Origin of the sequence: Agromyces sp. G08B096 (genome assembly GCF_040267705.1) — a bacterium.
Classification (GTDB): Bacteria; Actinomycetota; Actinomycetes; order Actinomycetales; family Microbacteriaceae; genus Agromyces.
The window spans coordinates 478,980-498,890 of the sequence record NZ_CP158374.1 but is presented as its reverse complement, the minus strand read 5'-3'; the positions used below and the strand labels follow the sequence as shown (position 1 = coordinate 498,890).

Here is a 19,911-nt window from a genome sequence, read left to right as displayed (position 1 = left end):
CCGGCGCGTCAGGGCGCTCCCGCCGATCGCCTCAGGGTTCTCCCGCCCCCTCCGGAATAGGGCCGGCGGTCGAGCCGTTGCCCATGTGGATGACCACGACGCCCCGCCTGTCCGTACTCGACCTCATCCCGGTGCGGACCGGGCAGACCTCGGCCGACGCCGTCGCCTCGTCCGTCGCGCTCGCGCGCGCGGCCGATCGCCTCGGCTTCGAGCGCTACTGGTTCGCCGAGCACCACAACATGCCCGCCGTCGCGTCGACGACCCCGCCCGTGCTCATCGCCGCGATCGCGGCGAAGACCGAGCGGATCCGCGTCGGCTCGGGCGGCGTCATGCTGCCGAACCACGCCCCGCTCGTCGTCGCCGAGCAGTTCGCGGCGCTCGAGGCGCTGGCGCCCGGGCGCATCGATCTCGGCATCGGGCGCGCGCCGGGCAGCGACCCCGTCATCACGCAGCTGCTGCGCATCTCGGGGCCGACGGCCGACGTCGACCGGTTCCCCGACCACATCGCCGACATCCTGAGCCTCCTCTCCCCCGACGGCGCGACGCTGCGCCTCACCAGCGGACGCGAGTACCCGATCACCGCGACGCCGGCCGCGCAGGCGACGCCCACGCTGTGGCTGCTGGGCTCGAGCGACTACTCCGCGAAGCTCGCCGCCGAGCTCGGCCTGCCGTACGTCTTCGCGAACCACTTCTCGGGCGAGGGCCTTGAGCGGGCGCTCGAGCTGTACCGCACCGAGTACCGGCCGAGCGAGGCGCATCCCGCACCCGAGACGTTCCTGACCGTCAACGCCTCGGTCGCCCCGACCGCCGAGGAGGCGGCCGACCGGGCGCTGCCGCAGCTGCACTCCATGGCGAGGCTGCGCACGAACAAGCCCATGCGCCCGCTCGAGACGGTCGAGGAGGCGCTCGCCGCGCCCCGCGACTCGATCGGTGAGGAGGTCATCGCCGGCATGCGGCGACGCTGGATCATCGGCGACCCGGATGCCTCGGCCGCCGAGCTCCGTCGCCTCGCCGAGCGCCACGGCGTCGACGAGATCATGGTCGTCCCGATCGGCGGGACGTACGAGGCGGAACCCGCGGATGCCACGCCTGGTCGCGTGCAGACGCTCGAGCTGCTCGCGGGCGCCCTCGCGAGCTGAGTCGCCCCGGCGAGCTGAGTCGCCCCGGCGAGCTGAGTCGCCCCGATACGACGATGCCCCGGGCATCTGGCCCGGGGCATCCTGCTGTGCTTCGCGCGACGGCTCAGGCCGCGAGGCCGAGCCGGCGCAGGTCGTCGTTCGACGCGCGGTACTCGCCGCCCGCCTCGACGACCTGCTCGCGGGGCACGCGAGCGCCGTTCTGGATGCGCGCGTCCGCGCCGATCTCGGCGTAGGGGCCGACGATGGCGTTGCGGCCGACGACGGCTCGGCGGCCGACGTGCGCGTTGACCCCGATCGTGGCGCGCTCGGCGACGATCGCATCGCGATCGACCCAGCCGCCGGGGCCGATGGTCGCGTGCGGCTGCACCTCGGCGCCGGGGTCGACGTAGGCGGTCGGGTCGACGAAGGCGGTCGGGTCGACCTTCGCAGTCGTCGCGACGAGGCCGCGGCCGTTCGGGTGCTTGCGGTACCGCCGCAGCACCCCGGCGTCGTCCTCGAACTCGACGTAGTGGATGCCCACGGGCTCCTCCCTTCGCGGACGGGAGTCAGATCCGTCCGGACATTGGTACAACACCCGGTCTGACCTGGACATTCCCGGACTCTCGGTGCTGCCACTGAAACCGCGACGGGCTGGCCCTGAACGGCGCCGGATTCTCTTGTCGAGGCATCCTCAGCGTCACTACGGTCGCTCGTCATGTCCACCTACCTCCTCTGCGCCAACCCCATCCAGGGCCATGTCGGCCCCATCGTCGCGATCGCCCGCGACCTCGCCGCCCGCGGCCACGACGTCGCCGTCCTCACCGGTTCGCGGTTCCGTGCGAGCGTCGAAGAGGCCGGCGCCCGGCACCTGCCGCTCGGCGGCCTCGCCGACTACGACGACCGGCAGATGCACGATCACCTCCCGGAGCGGGACCGGCACCGCGGCGTCGCCAAACTCGAATACGACATCCAGACCGTGTTCATCCGTCCCATCCCCGATCAGACGCGGGCACTCGAGGAGGCGATCGCCCAACTCTCCCCCGACGCCGTCATCGTCGAGGCCGCCTTCGCGGGCGCCGTCCCCCTGCTGCTCGACGACCCGACGAGCCGGCCGCCGATCATCGCGGTCGGCGTCGTGCCGCTCAGCCAGTCGAGCACGGACGTCGCGCCCTACGGCCTGGGGCTCCGCCCGAACGCGAGCCCGGCCGGCCGTCTGCGGAACCGCGCGCTCAACCTGCTCGTGCAGCGCGTCGTCTTCCGCCGCACGCAACGCCTCGCCGACGACGTGCTCCGCTCACTCGGCCGGCCCGCGCTCGACGCCTTCGTGCTCGACTTCTCGCGCCGCTTCGACCGGTTCCTGCAGTTGTCCGCCGCCGAGTTCGAATACCCGCGGCACGATCTGTCGCCGAACGTCAGATTCGCGGGCACCGTGCTGCCGCCCGCCCCGGTCGCCGCGGCGCTGCCGACCTGGTGGGACGAGCTCGACCGCGCCGACCGACCGGTCGTGCACGTCACCCAGGGGACGATCGACAACCGCGATTTCGGGCGGCTCGTCCGGCCGACGCTCGACGCCCTGGCCGATCTCGACGTGCTCGTCGTGGTCTCCACGGGCGGCCGCCCGGTCGCCGAGCTCGGCGAGCTGCCGGCGAACGCGCGCGCGGCCGAGTTCCTGCCGTACGACCTGCTCTTCCCGAAGACCGACGTCTTCGTGACCAACGCCGGCTTCGGCGGCACCCAGTACGCCCTCAGCTTCGGGGTGCCGATCGTCGCCGCCGGCGAGACCGAGGACAAGCCCGAGGTCTCGGCGCGAGCCGAGTGGGCGGGCGTCGGCGTGAACCTCCGCACCGGCACTCCGACGCCGCGCGCCGTCGGCGATGCGGTCGCTCGGATCCTCGCCGACCGCGACTACCGCGACCGAGCTCGAGCGCTGGCCCGGGCGATCGCCGGCTACGACACGTTCGAGCTGATCGCCGAGGAGCTCGAGGCCCAGGTCGCGGCGGCGCGGCTGCGGCTGCAGACCCCGGTCGGCTGACGGCGGGCGCGTTCCGCGCCGGACCGCTCCCCGCGCCGGCGCCGCTCGTCACACCGGCCCGCTCACGGCGGCCGCTCGGGCGTCCGCGTCGCTTATCGCACCGGACCCGCTCTCAGCGGCCGCTCGGGCGCTCCCGGTACGCTCGTTGACCGGGGGATGGAGCGCGCATGCGCGGACGCCCGGGAGCGACGCACGGCACCCGGGCCGGTGAGGCGCCGCGCTCCCCACCCGCCCGTGCGAGCACGTGAGGAGCTGTTGTGACCACCACCCCGAGTCAGGCGACCGTCTATCTTCGGTCGAGCACCGCCGCGGAGGTGCACCTCGACGGCGAGATCGAGCACCTCATGGCGGCCAACGGCGATGCGCTGCGCGACCGCGTCGTCGAGGCGGTGCGCCTCCTGGCCGCCTCGGCGGGACATCCCGTGACGGCGACGCTCGTCGAGGGCTCGTCGCGGTGGCCCCTCGTGGTGCACCCCGACGGCACGGTCGCCGAGCCCGCGCCGCCGGCGCCCGAGCCGCTTCCGGCCGACCAGCTCGGCTTCGCCTCGCCGACCGGCGGAGCCGGCCTGCCGCCCCTGCCCGGTGCGCCGGTGCCGGCGGCCGCTCCCGTGGCGGCCCCGCCGGTCTCGGCGGTCGCGCCGCCCGTCGCTGCGGCTGCGGCCCCCGCCCCGGCGGCGCCGGTTGCCGCCGCACCCGTCGCGGACCCGGTTCCGGCCGGCCGGCCGGTCGCCTCGGCCGCCCCGAAGCCCACCGTCGACGACCTGCTGAACTCGCGCAGCCGACCGCGTCGGGACCGCGCGACGACCGGCTGGCGCGGAGCCGTGAGGCGCGCCACGGGCGGCGTCATCTCCCCCACACCGAGCCGCGCCGAGCGCTCGCGGCTCGAACGCGAACGGAAGGTGCAGCGCCGGCTCGACGGGTCGCGCACGATCGTGATCCTGAACCCCAAGGGCGGGGCGCACAAGACGACGAGCACGCTGCTGCTCGCGGCGACGTTCGGCACCCTGCGGGGCGGTTCGACGCTCGCCTGGGACAACAACGAGACCCGCGGAACGCTCGGCTGGCGCGCCCAGCACGCGCCGCATCACCGGACCGCGGTCGACCTGCTCGAAGACCTCGACAGCTTCGCCGACGCGGGCAGCGCGAGCCTCGCCCGGCTCGACGCGTACGTGCGCACGCAGGTGGACGCCCGCTTCGACGTGCTCGCCTCCGATGAGGATGCCGCGGCCTCGTCGACGATCGATGCGGCCGCGTTCGACCGCCTGCACGCGATGCTCGCCCGCTACTACCGGCTCATCCTCATCGACACGGGCAACAACATGCGCGCCTCGAACTGGGTGGCCTCGGTGGCGGCGGCCGACCAGCTCGTCATCGTGTCGACGGTCCGCGAGGACACCGCGGCGAGCGCGGCCTGGCTGCTCGACGGCCTCCGCGAGAAGGGCTTCGGGCAGAAGGTCGACGAGGCGGTCACGATCCTCGCGGCCCCCTCGGCGAAGCCCGACCCGCGGCTGACGGACCGGCTCGAGTCGCACTTCAGCCAGGTCACGTCGGCCGTCACGCAGGTGCCGTTCGACCCGGCGCTGGTCGACGGCGGCCCGATCGACTTCGACGCACTCTCCGAGGAGACGCGCGACGCGTGGCTCTCGGCCGCCGCGGTCATCGCCGAGCGGCTCTGAACGCCGGGCCGGCGGTGCCGGCCGGCAAACGAGGTTAGGCTAGCCTAAGCCGGTCCAGCACCGGATGCCTCGCCGCCGGCGCACCCGCCGGCGCCACCGCCCGGGACCGCCATGACCACCGACGCCCACGCCGAGCCGCTGCTCGCGCTGGACCGCGTCGGCATCCGACACGAGGGCGCGAGCGCGTCGACACCCGACGGCGTGAGCCTCGAGGTGCGACCGGGTGAGGTCGTGCTGATCCTCGGCCCGTCGGGGTGCGGCAAGTCGACGCTCACGCTCGCCCTCGACGGCCTCATCCCGCACGCGGTGCCGGCCGAGGTCGAGGGCACCGTGCGCATCGCGGGGCTCGACAGCCGCGACCACCCGGTCGGGGTGCTGAGCGAGCACGTCGCGATGGTCTTCCAGGACCCCGATGCGCAGGTCGTCACCGGGACGCTGCTCGACGAGGTCGCCTTCGGCCCTGAGAACCAGCTCGTGCCTGCGGAGGAGGTGCTCGCTCGGGCGGAGCGCGCGCTCAAGCTCGTCGGGCTCTGGGAGCGCCGGCACGAGAACCCCGACCGCCTCTCAGGGGGCGGCCGTCAGCGCCTTGCCATCGCCTGCGCGCTCGCGATGGCCTCGCCGGTTCTCGTGCTCGACGAGCCCACGGCGAACCTCGATCCCGCGGGCATCGACGAGGTGTACGCGGTGCTGCGCGAGCTCGCGAGCGAGCGCGACCACGCCATCGTCCTGGTCGAGCACAACCTCGACGCGGCGGTCGACCTCGTCGACCGCGTCGTGGTGCTCGACCGCGCCGGCCGGCTCGTGGTCGACGGGCCGGCCCGCGAGGTGCTGCAGCAGCGGGCCGACGAGCTCCTCGCTCTCGGCGTGTGGCTGCCCGTGTCGACGCTCGCCGCGCTGCGGCTCCGCGAGGCCGGCGTCCTGCTCGAGCCCCTGCCGCTCACGCCGTCGGAGCTCGCCGAGGCGCTCGACGCGCGGGCCTCCCTCCCGGCGCCGCTGAGCGACGGGGCGACCGGCACGGCGACGAACCCGACCGCGACCGACGTCGGGGCGGCCGGCGACCGGGCGGCCGGCGACCCGGCCATCCGGGTCCGCGGACTCTCGGTGCAGCGGGGCGGACGGCGAGGCCCCGTCGTCGTGCACGACGTCGACCTCGACGTGCAGGCGGGCGAGTTCCTCGCCATCGTGGGCACGAACGGCGCGGGCAAGACGAGCCTGCTGCAGGCCATCGCCGGAGTGATTCCCGCCCCGGCGGGCGCCATCGACGTGCTCGGACTCGACCCGGTGCGGGCCGACGCCCGCGAGCGCAGCCGCCGTATCGGCTTCGTGTTCCAGAACCCCGAGCACCAGTTCGTCGCGGGCACGGTCGCCGAGGAGCTCGAGGTCGGGCTCCTCGTGCAGGGCGTCGCGGAAGGCGAGCGGGCGGCCGTCGTCGAGGGGATGCTCCGCCGCTTCGGACTCGACGGGCTGGCCGGACAGCACCCGTTCCTCCTCTCGGGCGGCCAGAAGCGACGCCTGTCGGTCGGCACGGCGCTCGTGGCCGGGGCCCCCGTGCTCGCGCTGGATGAGCCGACCTTCGGACAGGACCGCGAGCGGGCCTCCGAACTCCTCGCCATGCTCCGCGACCTGAACGAGCAGGGCACCACGATCGTCGTGGTGACGCACGACCTCCAGCTCGTCGCCGACCACGCGACGCGCACGGCCGTGATGGCGGAGGGGCGGCTGCTCGGTGCCGGCCCCACGGCGGAGGTGCTGGCTGGCCCGCTCATCGAGCAGGCCGGGTTGCGGCATCCCCCGCTCGCGCGGGCGACGCGCGGACTCGCGAACCATCCCGCGTGGCGCACGGTGACGCGGATGTCGCAGCTGCCGCGCTCCTCGGAGGCGGCGGCGTGAGCGGGGCAGCGCGCACCGCATCCACGCCGGTCGCCGGTTCGCCGGCGGCCGCCGCTCCGGGGGCGGGCTCCACCGGCGCCATCGACCCGTTCGCCGAGCGCCGGCCCGCGCGCGGCCGGTTCCTGCATGCGCTGAACCCGCTCGCGAAGCTCGCGGCGCCGCTGCCGGTCATGGTGGCGCTGATCTTCACGCGCGGCGTGCCGATCCCGGCGGCGATCCTCATCGGCGCGCTCCTGCTCATCCTGGTCGGGGCGAGCCTGCGCCCGCGCGCCGTCGTCGCGCTCGTCGTCGGCACGCCGGTGCTGGTCGCCCTGCTCGGCCTGAGCTTCGGCGTGTGGGTCGACCCGGCCCGCATCCCGGTCGACGCGCCCGGAGCATCCGTGGTGCTCGCGTACGTGGGCGACTGGCGGTTCACGCTCGCCGCGTACCTCGTCGGCGTCGCGACGGCCGTGCGCATCGCGGCGCTCGTGATGCTCTCGCTCATCGCCGGGCTCACCACGGGCGGCCCCGAGCTCGTCCGCGCGCTCGTGCAGAACCTCCGGGTGCCGTACCGCATCGGATACACGGCCCTCGCGGCGCTTCGCTTCGTGCCGCGCTTCGGCCACGAGCTCGAGGTCATCCGTGCCGCGCACCGGGTGCGCGGCACCGACCACGGCCGCGGACCAGTCGCCTGGGCGCGCCGCACCGTGGGTCTGGCGATCCCGCTGCTCGCGAGCGCGATCCGGCACGCCGAGCGGGTCGCCCTCGCGATGGACGCGAGGGCGTTCGGGGCGCATCCGACCCGCACCGAGCGCACCATCAGCCGGTGGCGGGTGCGCGACAGCGTCTTCGTCGTCGTGTTCTGGGCGTTCGCGGCGCTCGTCTACTGGTGGGGCCTGACGGTCGGGTTCGGGGCGCTGTCGCCCGACAGCTCCGGCGTCCGCGCATGACCGCGTCCCCGCGACGTACGGCGCAGCACACCGCCGCCGCACCCCCGGCCGGCGCCGCCGGCGCCCACCGCACCCCCGACAGGAGACCCGACGTGAAGCTGCCCACCCGCATCCTGCTCACCTGCGCCGCCATCGGCACGGCGGGCGGACTGCTGCTCGTGCCACTGAACTGGATCTCGGCGTCGATCGCCGCCGCGATGCCGCTGCTCTACGCCGTGCTCTCCGGCGTGTGGACGGTGCCGTTCGTCGTGGCGTTCGCCCTGATCCGGCGCCCGGGCACGGCGCTGCTGACCGGGCTCATCGCAGGCATCGTCAACGCCGGGCTCACGCCGCAGGGTCCGTCCGCGATCCTCACCTCCCTCATGGTCGGCGCCATGATCGAGATCCCCATCGCGCTCGGCGGCTACCGCTCGTGGCGGGCCTGGATCTGGTACGTCGGGGCCGCCGTGTTCGGGCTCGCGTACTCGCTGTACTCCATGGCCTACCTCGATTTCGGCGCGAACCCGGTGTGGATGCAGGCGGCGTATGCCGTGATCGGCACGGCCTCGAACGTGGCGGCGATCTGGGTCGGCCGGTCCATCGCCGCCCGCCTGGAGGCTGCCGGTGTGGCGCGCGGGCTGCAGCCGCGTCAGGCGGCGCCGGCGGTCGCGGCCCGGCAGGAGCCGGCGGCCGGCTGACCGGCGACCATCGCGAAGACGACGAGGGCCGGGGCGATCGATCGCCCCGGCCCTCGTCGTGCGCCGGCCCTACTCGGCCGCCTGCGTGTCCTCGATCTCGACGACGAACACCAGCGTCTGGCCGCCGAGCTCGTGCGCGGCCGGGTCGGTGCCGTAGCCGAGCTCCGGCGGGATCGTGACGATGAGCTTGGTGCCCACCTTCTGGCCGACGAGCGCCGCGGCGAAGCCGGTGATGACGCCCGAGGTGGAGAACGTGGCGGGCTCGCCGCGCGAGTACGAGCTGTCGAAGCTCTCCTTCGTGGCCCAGTTGATGCCCTCGTACTGCACGGTGACGCTGTCGCCCTCGCCGACCGTGGCGCCGTCGCCCTCCTCGAGGACCTTCAGCTGCAGCTCGGTCGATGCGGGAGCGTCGGGGATCACGACGGTGGGCGCCTCGTCGCCGTTGAACGTGACCTCCGGGACGTTCTCGGTCCACTCGGCCGGGGTCGGCAGCGGCTCGGGGGTCGGCTCTTCGACGATGCCCGTGACGTCGGCGACGATGACGACCGCCTCGCCCGGGGCGACACCGATGGTCTCGTTGCCCTGGTCGCCGTACACCGCGGAGGCGGGGGCGACGGTCACGGTGCGCGAGCCGACGGGGACGCAGTCGATCGAGGCGCCGAACGCCTCGAGCACGGTGTCGTCGCCGACGCCGAGCTGCGCGGGCTGGGAGACGAGCCGCTCGCCGCTCGTGCTCGAGAACATGCTGATGACGACGTCGACGACGTCGCCCGCCGCGGTCTCGTCGCCGTCGCCCTCGATGGCGACGGTCCGCTCGAGCTTCTTGGTCTCGAGCGGGGTGTCGAAGGTCGCCGTCGGCTCGGCGGCGCCGAAGTCGCCCTCGACCTTCACGCCGTCGGAGAGGTCGCCCGAGCTGACGTCCATGCAGGCGGCGGCGGTCGGGGTGGGGGTCGACTCGGCGTCTCCGCCGCCGGCGCATCCGGCCAGGACGAGGGCGGAGACGGCGGCGAGCGCGACGGGCGCGGCGCGGCGCATGGCGCGATTCATGGATGAGCTCACTTCGATCGAGGTCAGGACCCGACCAGTCTGCCCCCTCCGCATCACGATTGCCTGAGTCGAGCCGATTCGCGGCGCAGCCGGGCGCGATCCTCGCCGCCGGGGGCGGCAGGCGGCATGATATACCCATGGGGGAACAAACCGACGTGCGTGATGCCGTCAGGAGATTCGTCGAGGATGCCTCGTCATTCGCGGACCTCGACGCGGAACTGTGGGAGCCGATCTCCCTGGCGACGATCCTGCGCTCCGACCCGCAGTTGGGTGAGCTCGTGCTCGACGCCTGCTGCGGCGACGGCGCGTCCGCCGTGCCCACCGCCGAGCTGGTCGGACCCGACGGACTGGTCGACGCCGTCGACGTCGCCGCCCCGATGATCGAGCTCGCCCGGGCGCGCGCCGCCGCACTCGGAGCCGGCCGCGGTGAGGGCGCCGCGGGCGACCTGCTGCCGCAGCTCTCCTTCCACGTCGCCGACGTGGCGGAGTGGCAGACCGAGGGGTACGACCTGGTGCAGTGCGTGCTCGGCGTCTTCTTCTTCGACGACCTCGACGCCGGCGCGCGGCAGCTCGTCTCCCGCGCGAAGCCCGGCGGACGGGTGGCGATCACACTGTGGGGCGCCGACGCGTTCAGCGGCTTCACCGAACTGCTGGTGTCCGCCGTCGAGGCGGAGGCCGGCGAGGACGCCGTCGCCGGCTTCCGGGAACGGATGCAGCGGCACGAGGAGCCCGGCACCGCGGGCGCCCTCGCGCACTGGCTGCACACGCTCGGTCTGGTCGACGTTCGCGCGGAAGAGGTGCCGCGCCATCTCGACCTCGACGACGACCTCGCCTGGCGCCTCGTGCTCGGCACGGGCCGCCAGCGACTCGTCGCCGATCTCGACGACGAGACGCGCGAGCGCGTCCGCGGGCGGTTCGTCGCGGCGCTCCGCGATCACGGCGTCGCGCGCGTCGACATCGGCACGATCGTGGGCGTGGGGCGCCGGCCGGAGGAACCGGTCGCACCGGCGTGATCGGTGGTCGGCGCGCGTCCGGTCAGGATTCGGCGCCGTCCGGGCCAGGTGCGGGCTCGGCCTCGCTCGGCCCGGCCGCGCCGCGTTCCGCGCCGCCCGGCTCCGCGCCCGTCGCGACCGGCCGGTCGGTGCGCGACCACTGGCTCCACGAGCCGGGGTAGAGCACCGCGTCGATGCCCGCGAGCGCGAGTGCGGCGACCTCGTGCGCACCCGTGACGCCGGAGCCGCAGTACGCGCCCACGCGGGCGCCGGGCACCGCACCGAGCTCGGCGAAGCGCGTCCGCAGCGCGTCGGGAGCGAGGAACCTGCCGTCGGCCCCGACGTTCGCCGCCGTCGGCGCGGAGATCGCCCCGGGGATATGGCCGGCCTCGGGGTCGACGGGCTCCACCTCCCCGCGGTATCGCTCGCCGGCCCGCGCGTCGAGCAGCACGCCCTCAGCGGCGATCGCCGCCGCCTCGTCGATGCCCGCCACCGGCATGCTGCCGTAGTGCGCGGTCGCGTCACCCGGTTCCGGAACGACGTCGCCGGTCTCGAGCGGATGCCCCGCCGCGACCCAGGCCGCGAGCCCGCCGTCGAGCATCCGGACGTCGTCGAAACCGGCGTACCGCAGGAGCCACCAGGCCCGGGCGGCCGACTGGTTGGCGAGGTCGTCGACGACGACGGCGGTGTCGCCGTCATGGAGCCCCCAGCGCCGCATCGCGCGGGTGAGGGCGGCCTCGCCGGGCAGCGGATGGCGCCCCTCGCCCTGTCGCGCGTGGTCGGCGAGCTCGGTGTCGAGGTCGACGTAGACGGCGCCGGGGATGTGCCCGGCACGATGCGCGTCGCGGCCGTCGGGCTGCTGCAGCGACCAGCGCACGTCGAGCACCACGGTGCGTGCGCCGCGGCGCTCGGGGTGCTCTGCGAGGCGCGCGGCCAGCTCGTCCGCGTCGATGAGGATCGGCCGTCGTGCGGCGTCGGGGCGGGTCATCCGGCGTGCTCCGCTTCATAGCTCGCGGATCCGGGCGCTCCGCCGCGCATCGCGAGCACCTCGCCCGTCGTCGAGAAGGTGATCCACGCGTCGTAGTACTCGCCCGAGATCGGCACGTCGAACACGATCTGCGCCGCGTCCGAACCCGGCGGCGTGCTGCGGTCGAGGTACACCCACTGGTCGGGTCGGTCGGGGTCGGGCTCCTCGATGCCGCTCAGCCGTCTGGCCTCGGCGATGAGGCCGGGCATGACCGAGTAGTCGATGGCCGACGCGTCGAAGAGCAGACTCTCGAGCTCGCCCGGCTCGGGCTGGTCGGCCGAGGCGCCCGTGCGTTCGACGCCGTCGCGCTCGACGAGGAAGTCGTCCAGCGTCGCGGCACCGGGCGCGCTCGGCGCCACCGCCGAGAGCCGGCTGCCCCAGAACGACAGCTGCGTCACCTGCGGCGAGCCGAGCTCCTCGGCCAGCAGACCCACCGCCCGCTCGGCGTTGTCGCCGACGAACATGCCTGCGGCCGCCTCGGCCGCGGCCTCGGCTTCCGCCTCCGCCTCGGCTCTGCCCTCGTCCGAGGCGGCATGGCGCACCTCGCCGAGTGTCGTCTGTCCGCTCATGAGTGCGGCGATCGTCGGGTACGCGGGGATGAGCGCCACCGCGGCGCCAACGAGGGCGCCGACGACGTAGACCGCCGGCGGGATGCGTCGGAGCCCGGCGCGCTGCGCGTGCTCGGGCGCCGGGGTGAACGGCGGGGCCGTGCGCACCTCCCGAACGCGCTCGTCGGACCTCGCCTGCACCGCCCAGTCGTCGGGCGGGTCCATCACGATCGTGGCGGCTGAGGGGCCGCGCTCGGCCGTCATCACGACGACGACCTCCTCGGGCTGCAGCCTCGGGATCTCGACGAGATCGACGAGTCGCCGGGTGCGCACCTCGAACGGGGAGCCGAAGCGCGGCACGACGACGAGGTCGAGATCGCAGACCGGCTGGTCGTTGATCGAGGTGCCGGTGCGAGTGATGCGCCGAACCCGGGCGAGCGCGAGCCGGCCTTCGGACTCCGCTCGTGCGAGATCGTCGGCCGAGGGGGTGCCGGCGAGCCCGGCGAGGCCGCCCGACCCGGCGAGCCCGCCCACGATGAGCACGAGGGGCAGGAGCACGCTGAACGCGATGACGCACGGGATGACGAGCCCACTCCACGCGTCGTCGGCCGAGAGGATCCAGGCGGCGACGCCGGCGAGCCCGGCGCCCATGAGAACGGACAGCAGCACGCGGATCACACGCCCACGCTAGCGGCTGGCCGAGGGATGCCAGGACCCGCCCGTTAAGCTGGAAGCCGGACGGATGCGCGGCGCGAGGAGGATGGATGGGTTTCAGCCTCGTCGCCTTCGGCGCCCTCTCCCTCCTGACGCCCCTGCTGACGAGGTTGCTCGGCCGGCGGGTGTTCCTCGTGGTCGCACTGCTGCCCGCCGCCGTGTTCGTCTGGCTGCTGACCAGACTCCCCGACGTGCTGGCGGGCGAGCCGCTCGTCGAGTCCATCCCCTGGATCCCCGCGCTCGACATCGCGCTGTCGTTCCGGCTCGACGCCCTGGCGATGCTGCTCGCGCTGGTCGTCACCGGCGTCGGCGCGCTCGTCCTGGCGTACTGCACGTGGTACTTCGACGACGACGAGCCGGCGCTCGGCCGGTTCGCCGCGCTGCTGCTGGCCTTCGCGGGCGTGATGCTGGGGCTCGTGACGGCCGACGACGTGTTCGTGCTGTTCACCTTCTGGGAGGCCACGAGTGTGCTCTCCTACCTCCTCATCGGCCACTACACGGGTCGGAAGGAGAGCCGCGGCGCCGCCCTGCAGGCCCTCACGGTCACCACATTCGGCGGACTCGCGATGCTGGTGGGGCTCGTGCTGCTGTCGGTCGAGGGCGGGACGACGTCGCTGTCCGAGCTCGTGGCGTCGCCGGTCACGGGCACCGCCGGCGAGTGGGGCATCGCGCTCGTGCTCGTCGGCGCGATCTCCAAGAGCGCCCTCGTGCCCTTCCACTTCTGGCTGCCGGCCGCCATGGCGGCACCGACCCCGGTGAGCGCCTACCTGCACGCGGCGGCCATGGTGAAAGCGGGCGTGTACCTCGTCGCGCGACTCGCCCCCGGGTACGCGGACCTCACGGTGTGGCATCCGATCGTGATCCTCCTCGGCGGCCTGACGATGCTCGTCGGGGGCTGGCGTGCGCTCCGGCAGTACGACCTCAAGCTGCTGCTCGCCTACGGCACCGTGAGCCAGCTCGGCTTCCTCGTGCTCGTCACGGGGTTCGGCACGCACGATGCGGCGCTCGCGGGCGTCGCCCTTCTGCTCGCGCACGCCCTGTTCAAGGCGGCGCTGTTCCTCATCGTCGGCATCGTCGACCACGCCGCCGGCACGCGCGACTGGCGGAAGCTCTCGGGGCTCGGCCGGCGCATGCCGGTCATCGCCGGGTTCGCGATCCTCGCCGCAGCATCCATGGCCGGCGTGCCGCCGCTGCTCGGCTTCGTGGCGAAGGAGGGCGTCTTCACGGCGTTCCTCGAGGCCGCGACATCCGGGGAGTCCGCCATCGCCGCGTGGGGCTGGCTGGCCCTCGCCGGCGCGTTCGCGGGCTCCGTGCTGACGGTGGCCTACAGCGTGCGGTTCGTCTGGGGGGCGTTCTTCACGCGCCCCGACGTCGCGCCCACGCCGCTGCACCGCCCGAGTCCGCTCATCGGCATCGCGCCGGGGGTGCTCGCCGTCGCGAGCCTCGTCGCCGCCTTCGCGATCGCGTGGATCGAGCCGCTCCTCGCGGCCTACGCCGACCAGCTCCCCGGCGGAACGGGGTACCACCTCGCGCTCTGGCACGGCCTCGAGCCGGCACTCTGGCTGTCGCTCGCCGTGTTCGCGCTCGGCGCGCTTCTCGTCTGGGGGAGGGCCCGCGTCGCGCGCATGCAGGCGGCGCTACCGCCGATCCTCGACTCGGGCCGCGGATACCTCGGCATCGTCTCGGTCGTCGACCAGTTCGCCGCGTGGGTCACGACGGCGATCCAGCACCGCGGGCTGCCCGGCTATCTCGCCCTCATCGTGCTGGTCTTCATCGGGGGGCTCGGCTTCGCCGGCATCGTGAACACCGCCTGGCCCGGCAGCGTCCGGCTCTGGGACTACCCGTCGCAGCCCTTCCTCGCCGCGGTCATGGCGATCGCGGCCGTCGCCGCAGCCGTCGTCAAGCAGCGCATGACCGCCGTGCTCCTCGTGAGCGTCACCGGGTACGGCCTCGTGCTCCTGTTCGGCATGTCGGGCGCGCCCGACCTCGCACTCACGCAGGCCCTCGTCGAGACGATCGTGCTCGTTGTCTTCGTGCTCGTGCTGCGCCGGCTTCCCAAGCAGATCGCGCAGCGGCATCCTCCGGTGCACAAGCTGGTGCGCGGCATCATCGGCGGAGTCGCCGGCGTGGTGATGGCCGTCGTCGGGTTCATCGCGCTCGGCGCACGCGTGGAGCCCTCGATCGCCGACGGGCTGCCCGCGCTCGCGATCGAGGCTCACGGCAAGAACATCGTGAACGTCATGCTCGTCGACATCCGCGCCTGGGACACGCTCGGCGAGATCTCGGTGCTCGTCGCCGTGGCGACGGGCGTGGCGAGCCTCCTCTTCGTCTCGGGGCGCACCGGGGGCGCGCCCCGGCTCGAGGAGCAGCCGAACCGACGAGACCGGTTGCGGCCCGTCCCCGAGCCGGCATCCAGCATCCGCGCCGCGCGGCCGAGCCTCGCCGAGGTCGAAGGCGAGACGGATGCCGCGGCAGAGGCGGCCGAGACCCGCCAGACCTGGCTCCTCGCCGGGCGCACCCTGTCGCCGCGCCGCCGGTCGATCCTCATCGAGGTGCTCGTGCGGCTGCTCTTCCACCCCGCCATCGTCGTGTCGGTGTACTTGCTCTTCGTCGGGCACAATGCCCCCGGCGGCGGCTTCGCCGGCGGACTGCTCGCGGGCCTCGCGCTCGTCGCCCGGTACCTCGCCGGCGGCCGCTACGAACTCGGCGAAGCCGCGCCCGTCGACGCCGGGCGGCTGCTCGGCACCGGGCTGCTGCTCGCCGCAGGCACCGCCGCCTCATCGCTCGTGTTCGGGATGACGGTGTTCGAGTCGAGCTGGTTCGAGCTCGACGTCCCCGTGCTCGGCACGCTGTCGATCGGCACCTCCACCCTCTTCGACATCGGCGTGTACCTCGTCGTCATCGGACTCGTGCTCGACATCCTGCGCTCGCTCGGCGCCGAGGTCGACCGACAGGAGGAGGAGTCGGAGGAGGAGCATCCCGGATTCGGCGCGACCGAGCACGGCACCGGCCAGGCGGAGGGCGCCCCGACGGGCGAGGTGGCGGCGGCCTCGCAGGGCGGGGGTGATCGCGGATGACCGCGTCGCTGACCCTGGTCGTGCTGATGGCCGTGCTCTTCGGAGCCGGGATCTCGATCATGCTCGAGCGCAGCCTCACGCGCATCCTCATCGGGTTCCTTCTCGTGGGCAACGCCGTGAACATCCTCATCTACCTGATGAGCGGCGCCCCCGGCCTCGCGCCCATCCTCGGCGAGGGCGTCGACCCCGAGGAGATCTCCGATCCGTTGCCACAGGCGTTCGTGCTCACGGCGATCGTCATCAACCTCGGCATCACGGCGTTCATGCTCGCGCTCATCTACCGGTCCTGGTGGCTCGCCCAGCTCGGCGAGAAGGGCGACCTCGTCGACGACGAGGCCGAGCTCGTGGAGGACGCGGAGGAGGCGGCCGACCTCATCCGCTCCTCCGCCGCCGACGACCGCGCCATCCAGGAGATCATCGAGGCCAGCGACGAGGAGCCCGCGCCGGCCCGGCCCGGAGACGGGGAGGTGCGCCGGTGACCGCCGTCCTCGTCCCGCTCGTCGTGCTGCTGCCGCTCATCGGCGCCGCGGTCGCCCTCATCCTCGGCCGCCACCGACGCGCGCAGATGGCGGTGTCGGCGAGCGTCCTCGGCGCGGTCGCCGTGATCGCCGCCATCCTCCTCGTGAACGTCGACGAGACCGGGCATGGCGCGGTCGTCGCGGTCGGCGGCTGGGAGGCGCCGTTCGGGATCGTGCTCGTCGTCGACCGGCTGTCGGCCATCATGCTCGTGATCTCCGCGGTCGTGCTCCTCGGCGTCCTCGTCTACGCCGTCGGGCAGGGCATCGCCGACCAGCACCGCGAGACCCCGGTCTCGATCTTCCACCCGACGTACCTCATCCTGTCGGCGGGCGTGTTCAACGCCTTCATCGCGGGCGACCTGTTCAACCTCTACGTCGGGTTCGAGATCCTGCTGTCGGCGAGCTATGTGCTGCTGACGCTCGGCGGCACCGGTGAGCGGATCCGGGCGGGCGTGACCTACATCATCGTGAGCCTCGTGTCGTCGCTGTTCTTCCTCAGCGCCATCGCGCTCATCTACGGGGCGACGGGCACGGCGAACATCGCGCAGCTCTCGGTGCGGATCGCGGAGCTCCCGTCGAGCGTGCAGCTCATCCTGCACCTGCTGCTGCTCATCGCGTTCGGCATCAAGGCCGCCGTGTTCCCGCTGTCGTTCTGGCTGCCCGACTCCTACCCGACGGCGCCCGCGCCGGTCACGGCCGTGTTCGCGGGCCTGCTCACCAAGGTCGGCGTGTACGCGATCATCCGCACCGAGACCGTGATCTTCACAGAGAGCGACCTATCGACGCTGCTGCTCGTGATCGGAGGGCTGACGATGCTCGTCGGCATCCTCGGCGCGCTCACCCAGGCCGATATCAAGCGTCTGCTCTCGTTCACGCTGGTCAGCCACATCGGCTACATGATCTTCGGCATCGGACTGTCGACGGAGCTCGGCCTCGCCGCGACGATCTACTACGTCGTCCACCACATCACCGTGCAGACCGCGCTGTTCCTCACGACGGGGCTCATCGAGCGGTTCGGCGGGGCGACCTCGATCAACGGGCTCGCGGGCCTGCTGAAGGCGTCGCCGCTGCTCGCGATCCTGTTCTTCCTGCCGGCCCTGAACCTCGGCGGCATCCCGCCGTTCTCCGGGTTCCTCGGCAAGGTGGGCCTCTTCGTCGCCGGCGCCGAAGGCGCCCCCGCGGACGTCGGCGGCCCGGCGTGGCTCACCTGGGCGGTCATCGCGGCGGGCGCCGTGACGTCGCTGATCACGCTGTACGCGCTGACCCGGTTCTGGAACATGGCGTTCTGGCGGGGACGCGACGAGCTCGAGGGCTACGAGTCGGTGCTGCTGAACTCCGTGCAGGAATGGGAGGGCGGCACGTCCACGACGACCGCGACCCGCACCACGCCGTGGCTCATGGTAACCGCGACGACGGCCCTCGTGGCGGTGACGCTCCTGCTCACGGTCTTCGCGGGACCGCTGTTCGACCTCACCGGCCGGGCGGCGGAGAACCTCGTCGACCCCGACATGTACGTGTCGATGGTGTTCCCCGGAGGCATCCGATGAACCCGGCGCGGGCCGAGGGTCACGAGCCGTCGCGGTGGCGGTCGGCGTGGCGGCAGCTGCCGCTGCTCGTCGCCCTCGTGGTGCTGTGGCTGCTGCTCTGGGACCACATCGACGTGCTGACCGTGGTGACCGGAGTGCTCCTCGCCATCGGCGTCACGCGCGCGCTGTACCTGCCGCCGGTGCTGCTCTCCGGCCGGTTCAACCCGTGGCGTGGCCTGCTGCTCGGCCTCCGCATGATGTTCGACGTCGTGGTCGCGTCGCTCCAGGTCGCGGGCCTCGCGATCTGGCCATGGTGGAAGCCGATGAACTCGCTCATCGCCGTGCAGCTGCTGACCCGCAGCGACCTCGTGACCACGCTCACGGCCGAGGCGATCTCCGTCGTGCCCGGCACGGTGGTCGTCGACATCGACCGCGAGCGCGGCCTGCTGTACCTGCATGCGCTGGGCACGCGCACGGCCGCCGACATCGACCGCACGCGTCGCAACGTGCTCGGCACCGAGGAGCGGATCGTGCTGGCGATCGGCACGCGCGCGCAGGCGGAGTCGGTGCGGCGGGCACGGCGCGAGCGACGCGCAGCCGGTGCGGATGCCCCGCGCCGAGGCATCCGCGACGACACGCACTCGGGTGGCGCGCACTCGGGCGACGCGTATTCGGGCGACGCGCATTCGAAGGAGGAGATGTGACCTTCCTGCAGCTCATCAGCATCGCCGCGGGCATCATGTTCGGCATCGGCGCCCTCGCAGCCGTCGTCCGGATCATCCGCGGCCCGTCCATCCTCGACCGCGCCCTCGCGACCGACGTGCTGCTCGCGATCGCGATGTGCGGGCTCGGCGCCGAGATGGCGATCAACCGGCACACCGACACGCTCGTGATCCTGCTGGTGCTCGCGATGTTCGCGGTCGTCGGCTCGATCTCGATCGCGCGGTTCATGGCGAAGCAGGATGCCTCGTGAGCGCGGGCGAGATCGTCGCGGGCGTGCTCATCCTCCTGAGCGCGTTCCTGTCGATGGCCGCGGGCATCGGCATCGTGCGCTTCCCCGACGTGCTGACCCGCCTCCATGCGGCGACGAAGCCGCAGGTGCTGGGCCTCGCCGCGGTGCTGCTCGCGATCGTGCTGCGAGCCCCCACCTGGGGCGTCGTGACGACGGTGGTGCTCATCATGACGTTCCAGCTGCTCACCCAGCCCATGACGGCGCACATGCTGGGCCGCAGCGCCTATCGCACCGACCACGTGCGCCGCGACCTGCTCATCGAGGACGACCTCGGCCGCGACATCGCGGCGCACGCGGACGACTGATGGCGAGGCGCGACCGGCGGACTACCCGCGGCCGGTGAAGGCCGGCTTCCGCTTCTCCTGGAACGCGGCGAACCCCTCGCGGTAGTCGTCGGTGTCGCAGAGCGCGGCCTGCGCGCGGTTCTCCTCCGCCATCGAGGCCCAGAGCCCGAGGCGGTCGTCGCGGAGCGACGCGATGAGCCGCTTGGATGCCACGAACGCCTGGGTCGCACCTCGCGCGGCGGTGCGGGCGGCCTCACGGGTCGCCTCGACGACCTCGTCGGCCGGCAGCACCCGCGAGAACAGTCCGGCGGTGACGGCCTCCTCCCCCGACATCAGGCGGCCGGTGACGATGAGGTCCATCGTGCGATGCGCGCCGAGTCGCTCGAAGAAGAGGGCGTGCCCGCCCGAGTCGAGCGTCGCGCCGAGGTTCGCGAACGGCGAGCCGATCTTCGCCGTGTCGGCGACGTAGACGATGTCGGTGGCGATGAGCAGGCCGAGTCCCACTCCGAGGCAGGCGCCGTGTGCGACGGCGAACGTCGGCACCGGGACGGCGGCCATGCGCTGCAGCAGCGGCTCGACGAGCCCGCCGAGGTAGCCCTGCACGTCGTCATCTCGGGGGTCGACGCCCGAGATGTCGCGGCCGGCGCAGAACGCCCGGCCTTCGCCGCGGAGCACGAGGGCGCGCACCTCGCCCGCGTCGGCTCGCCGCTCGACCTCCGCGTACGCGCCGGCGAGCCCGCTGATGGCCTCCTCGTCGAGTGCGTTCAGCTTCTCGGGAGAGTTCAGCACGATCTCGGCGACGCCGCCGGCCAGGATGATCTCGATCATGTCGCTCCGTTCCGAC

General features: G+C 73.3%; 18 protein-coding genes. 13 read left to right on the top strand and 5 right to left on the bottom strand.

From position 1 onward, the window contains the following. Positions 1-89: 89 nt before the first annotated feature. A complete protein-coding gene (locus ABIQ69_RS02450) occupies positions 90-1,139 on the top strand; it encodes an LLM class flavin-dependent oxidoreductase (RefSeq protein ID WP_350348815.1) in 1,050 nt (349 codons plus the stop codon). Positions 1,140-1,242: 103 nt separating this feature from the next. Here ABIQ69_RS02450 and ABIQ69_RS02445 read toward each other — a convergent pair whose 3' ends face one another. Further along, a complete protein-coding gene (locus tag ABIQ69_RS02445; protein ID WP_350348814.1) occupies positions 1,243-1,659 on the bottom strand; it encodes a transferase in 417 nt (138 codons plus the stop codon). Between the two features lie 174 nt (positions 1,660-1,833). Between ABIQ69_RS02445 and ABIQ69_RS02440 the strand changes: the two genes are divergently transcribed. The 5 genes from ABIQ69_RS02440 to ABIQ69_RS02420 all read left to right on the top strand — a co-directional run bounded on the left by ABIQ69_RS02440 (position 1,834) and on the right by ABIQ69_RS02420 (position 8,322). Further along, the gene (locus ABIQ69_RS02440; RefSeq protein ID WP_350348813.1) at positions 1,834-3,150 is read left to right on the top strand and encodes a nucleotide disphospho-sugar-binding domain-containing protein; all 1,317 of its coding nucleotides are present in this window, start codon (positions 1,834-1,836) and stop codon (positions 3,148-3,150) included. 257 nt (positions 3,151-3,407) lie between these two features. Further along, complete coding sequence (locus tag ABIQ69_RS02435) at positions 3,408-4,826, top strand: chromosome partitioning protein (protein ID WP_350348812.1); 1,419 nt, start codon at positions 3,408-3,410, stop codon at positions 4,824-4,826. Between the two features lie 111 nt (positions 4,827-4,937). Then, positions 4,938-6,716, top strand: coding sequence for an ABC transporter ATP-binding protein (locus ABIQ69_RS02430; RefSeq protein ID WP_350348811.1), 1,779 nt, complete (start codon positions 4,938-4,940; stop codon positions 6,714-6,716). Next, on the top strand, positions 6,713-7,645 hold the full coding sequence (locus ABIQ69_RS02425; protein WP_350348810.1) for an energy-coupling factor transporter transmembrane component T: 933 nt from the start codon (positions 6,713-6,715) through the stop codon (positions 7,643-7,645). The genes ABIQ69_RS02430 and ABIQ69_RS02425 overlap by 4 nt, the downstream gene beginning before the upstream one ends. 92 nt (positions 7,646-7,737) lie before the next feature. After that, positions 7,738-8,322: an ECF transporter S component gene (locus tag ABIQ69_RS02420; RefSeq protein WP_350348809.1), complete on the top strand. Its 585-nt coding sequence runs from the start codon at positions 7,738-7,740 to the stop codon at positions 8,320-8,322. Positions 8,323-8,391: 69 nt separating this feature from the next. On the opposite strand, the gene ABIQ69_RS02415 is transcribed toward ABIQ69_RS02420, so the two are convergent. Then, positions 8,392-9,357, bottom strand: coding sequence for an FKBP-type peptidyl-prolyl cis-trans isomerase (locus tag ABIQ69_RS02415; RefSeq protein WP_350348808.1), 966 nt, complete (start codon positions 9,355-9,357; stop codon positions 8,392-8,394). A 149-nt stretch (positions 9,358-9,506) separates the two neighbouring features. Here ABIQ69_RS02415 and ABIQ69_RS02410 point away from each other — a divergent pair, with 149 nt between their 5' ends. Further along, positions 9,507-10,382: a class I SAM-dependent methyltransferase gene (locus ABIQ69_RS02410; RefSeq protein WP_350348807.1), complete on the top strand. Its 876-nt coding sequence runs from the start codon at positions 9,507-9,509 to the stop codon at positions 10,380-10,382. A gap of 22 nt (positions 10,383-10,404) precedes the next feature. Here ABIQ69_RS02410 and ABIQ69_RS02405 read toward each other — a convergent pair whose 3' ends face one another. Both ABIQ69_RS02405 and ABIQ69_RS02400 read right to left on the bottom strand, forming a co-directional pair. Beyond that, positions 10,405-11,349, bottom strand: coding sequence for a sulfurtransferase (locus ABIQ69_RS02405; protein ID WP_350348806.1), 945 nt, complete (start codon positions 11,347-11,349; stop codon positions 10,405-10,407). After that, positions 11,346-12,614, bottom strand: coding sequence for a hypothetical protein (locus ABIQ69_RS02400; protein ID WP_350348805.1), 1,269 nt, complete (start codon positions 12,612-12,614; stop codon positions 11,346-11,348). Before ABIQ69_RS02400 ends, ABIQ69_RS02405 begins: the two co-directional genes overlap by 4 nt. Positions 12,615-12,700: 86 nt before the next feature. On the opposite strand from ABIQ69_RS02400, the gene ABIQ69_RS02395 reads away from it, so the two are divergent. Genes ABIQ69_RS02395 through mnhG form a run of 6 tightly spaced genes read left to right on the top strand, consistent with a single transcriptional unit; the run spans position 12,701 to position 19,088 of the window. Further along, complete coding sequence (locus ABIQ69_RS02395) at positions 12,701-15,727, top strand: Na+/H+ antiporter subunit A (protein ID WP_350348804.1); 3,027 nt, start codon at positions 12,701-12,703, stop codon at positions 15,725-15,727. Beyond that, positions 15,724-16,206, top strand: a complete 483-nt coding sequence (locus ABIQ69_RS02390) for an NADH-quinone oxidoreductase subunit K (RefSeq protein WP_350348803.1) — start codon at positions 15,724-15,726, stop codon at positions 16,204-16,206. The genes ABIQ69_RS02395 and ABIQ69_RS02390 overlap by 4 nt, the downstream gene beginning before the upstream one ends. Then, positions 16,203-17,792 carry a Na+/H+ antiporter subunit D gene (locus tag ABIQ69_RS02385; RefSeq protein ID WP_350348802.1) on the top strand — a complete coding sequence of 530 codons (1,590 nt, stop codon included), beginning with the start codon at positions 16,203-16,205 and terminating at the stop codon, positions 17,790-17,792. Before ABIQ69_RS02390 ends, ABIQ69_RS02385 begins: the two co-directional genes overlap by 4 nt. Continuing rightward, positions 17,789-18,475, top strand: coding sequence for a Na+/H+ antiporter subunit E (locus ABIQ69_RS02380; RefSeq protein ID WP_350348801.1), 687 nt, complete (start codon positions 17,789-17,791; stop codon positions 18,473-18,475). Before ABIQ69_RS02385 ends, ABIQ69_RS02380 begins: the two co-directional genes overlap by 4 nt. Further along, positions 18,472-18,744, top strand: coding sequence for a monovalent cation/H+ antiporter complex subunit F (locus tag ABIQ69_RS02375; protein ID WP_350348800.1), 273 nt, complete (start codon positions 18,472-18,474; stop codon positions 18,742-18,744). The genes ABIQ69_RS02380 and ABIQ69_RS02375 overlap by 4 nt, the downstream gene beginning before the upstream one ends. Further along, a complete protein-coding gene (mnhG, locus tag ABIQ69_RS02370; RefSeq protein ID WP_350348799.1) occupies positions 18,741-19,088 on the top strand; it encodes a monovalent cation/H(+) antiporter subunit G in 348 nt (115 codons plus the stop codon). The genes ABIQ69_RS02375 and mnhG overlap by 4 nt, the downstream gene beginning before the upstream one ends. A gap of 21 nt (positions 19,089-19,109) precedes the next feature. Here mnhG and ABIQ69_RS02365 read toward each other — a convergent pair whose 3' ends face one another. After that, on the bottom strand, positions 19,110-19,895 hold the full coding sequence (locus ABIQ69_RS02365; protein ID WP_350348798.1) for an enoyl-CoA hydratase/isomerase family protein: 786 nt from the start codon (positions 19,893-19,895) through the stop codon (positions 19,110-19,112). Positions 19,896-19,911: the final 16 nt, after the last annotated feature.

What these genes read in the sequence shown, in the direction of transcription:
- ABIQ69_RS02450 (WP_350348815.1), top strand. Translation starts at nt 90, where the DNA reads ATGACCACGACGCCCCGCCTGTCCGTACTCGACCTCATCCCGGTGCGG.
- ABIQ69_RS02440 (WP_350348813.1), top strand. Translation starts at nt 1,834, where the DNA reads ATGTCCACCTACCTCCTCTGCGCCAACCCCATCCAGGGCCATGTCGGC.
- ABIQ69_RS02430 (WP_350348811.1), top strand. Translation starts at nt 4,938, where the DNA reads ATGACCACCGACGCCCACGCCGAGCCGCTGCTCGCGCTGGACCGCGTC.
- ABIQ69_RS02415 (WP_350348808.1), bottom strand. Translation starts at nt 9,357, where the DNA reads ATGCGCCGCGCCGCGCCCGTCGCGCTCGCCGCCGTCTCCGCCCTCGTC.
- ABIQ69_RS02410 (WP_350348807.1), top strand. Translation starts at nt 9,507, where the DNA reads ATGGGGGAACAAACCGACGTGCGTGATGCCGTCAGGAGATTCGTCGAG.
- ABIQ69_RS02405 (WP_350348806.1), bottom strand. Translation starts at nt 11,349, where the DNA reads ATGACCCGCCCCGACGCCGCACGACGGCCGATCCTCATCGACGCGGAC.
- ABIQ69_RS02395 (WP_350348804.1), top strand. Translation starts at nt 12,701, where the DNA reads ATGGGTTTCAGCCTCGTCGCCTTCGGCGCCCTCTCCCTCCTGACGCCC.
- ABIQ69_RS02390 (WP_350348803.1), top strand. Translation starts at nt 15,724, where the DNA reads ATGACCGCGTCGCTGACCCTGGTCGTGCTGATGGCCGTGCTCTTCGGA.
- ABIQ69_RS02380 (WP_350348801.1), top strand. Translation starts at nt 17,789, where the DNA reads ATGAACCCGGCGCGGGCCGAGGGTCACGAGCCGTCGCGGTGGCGGTCG.
- ABIQ69_RS02365 (WP_350348798.1), bottom strand. Translation starts at nt 19,895, where the DNA reads ATGATCGAGATCATCCTGGCCGGCGGCGTCGCCGAGATCGTGCTGAAC.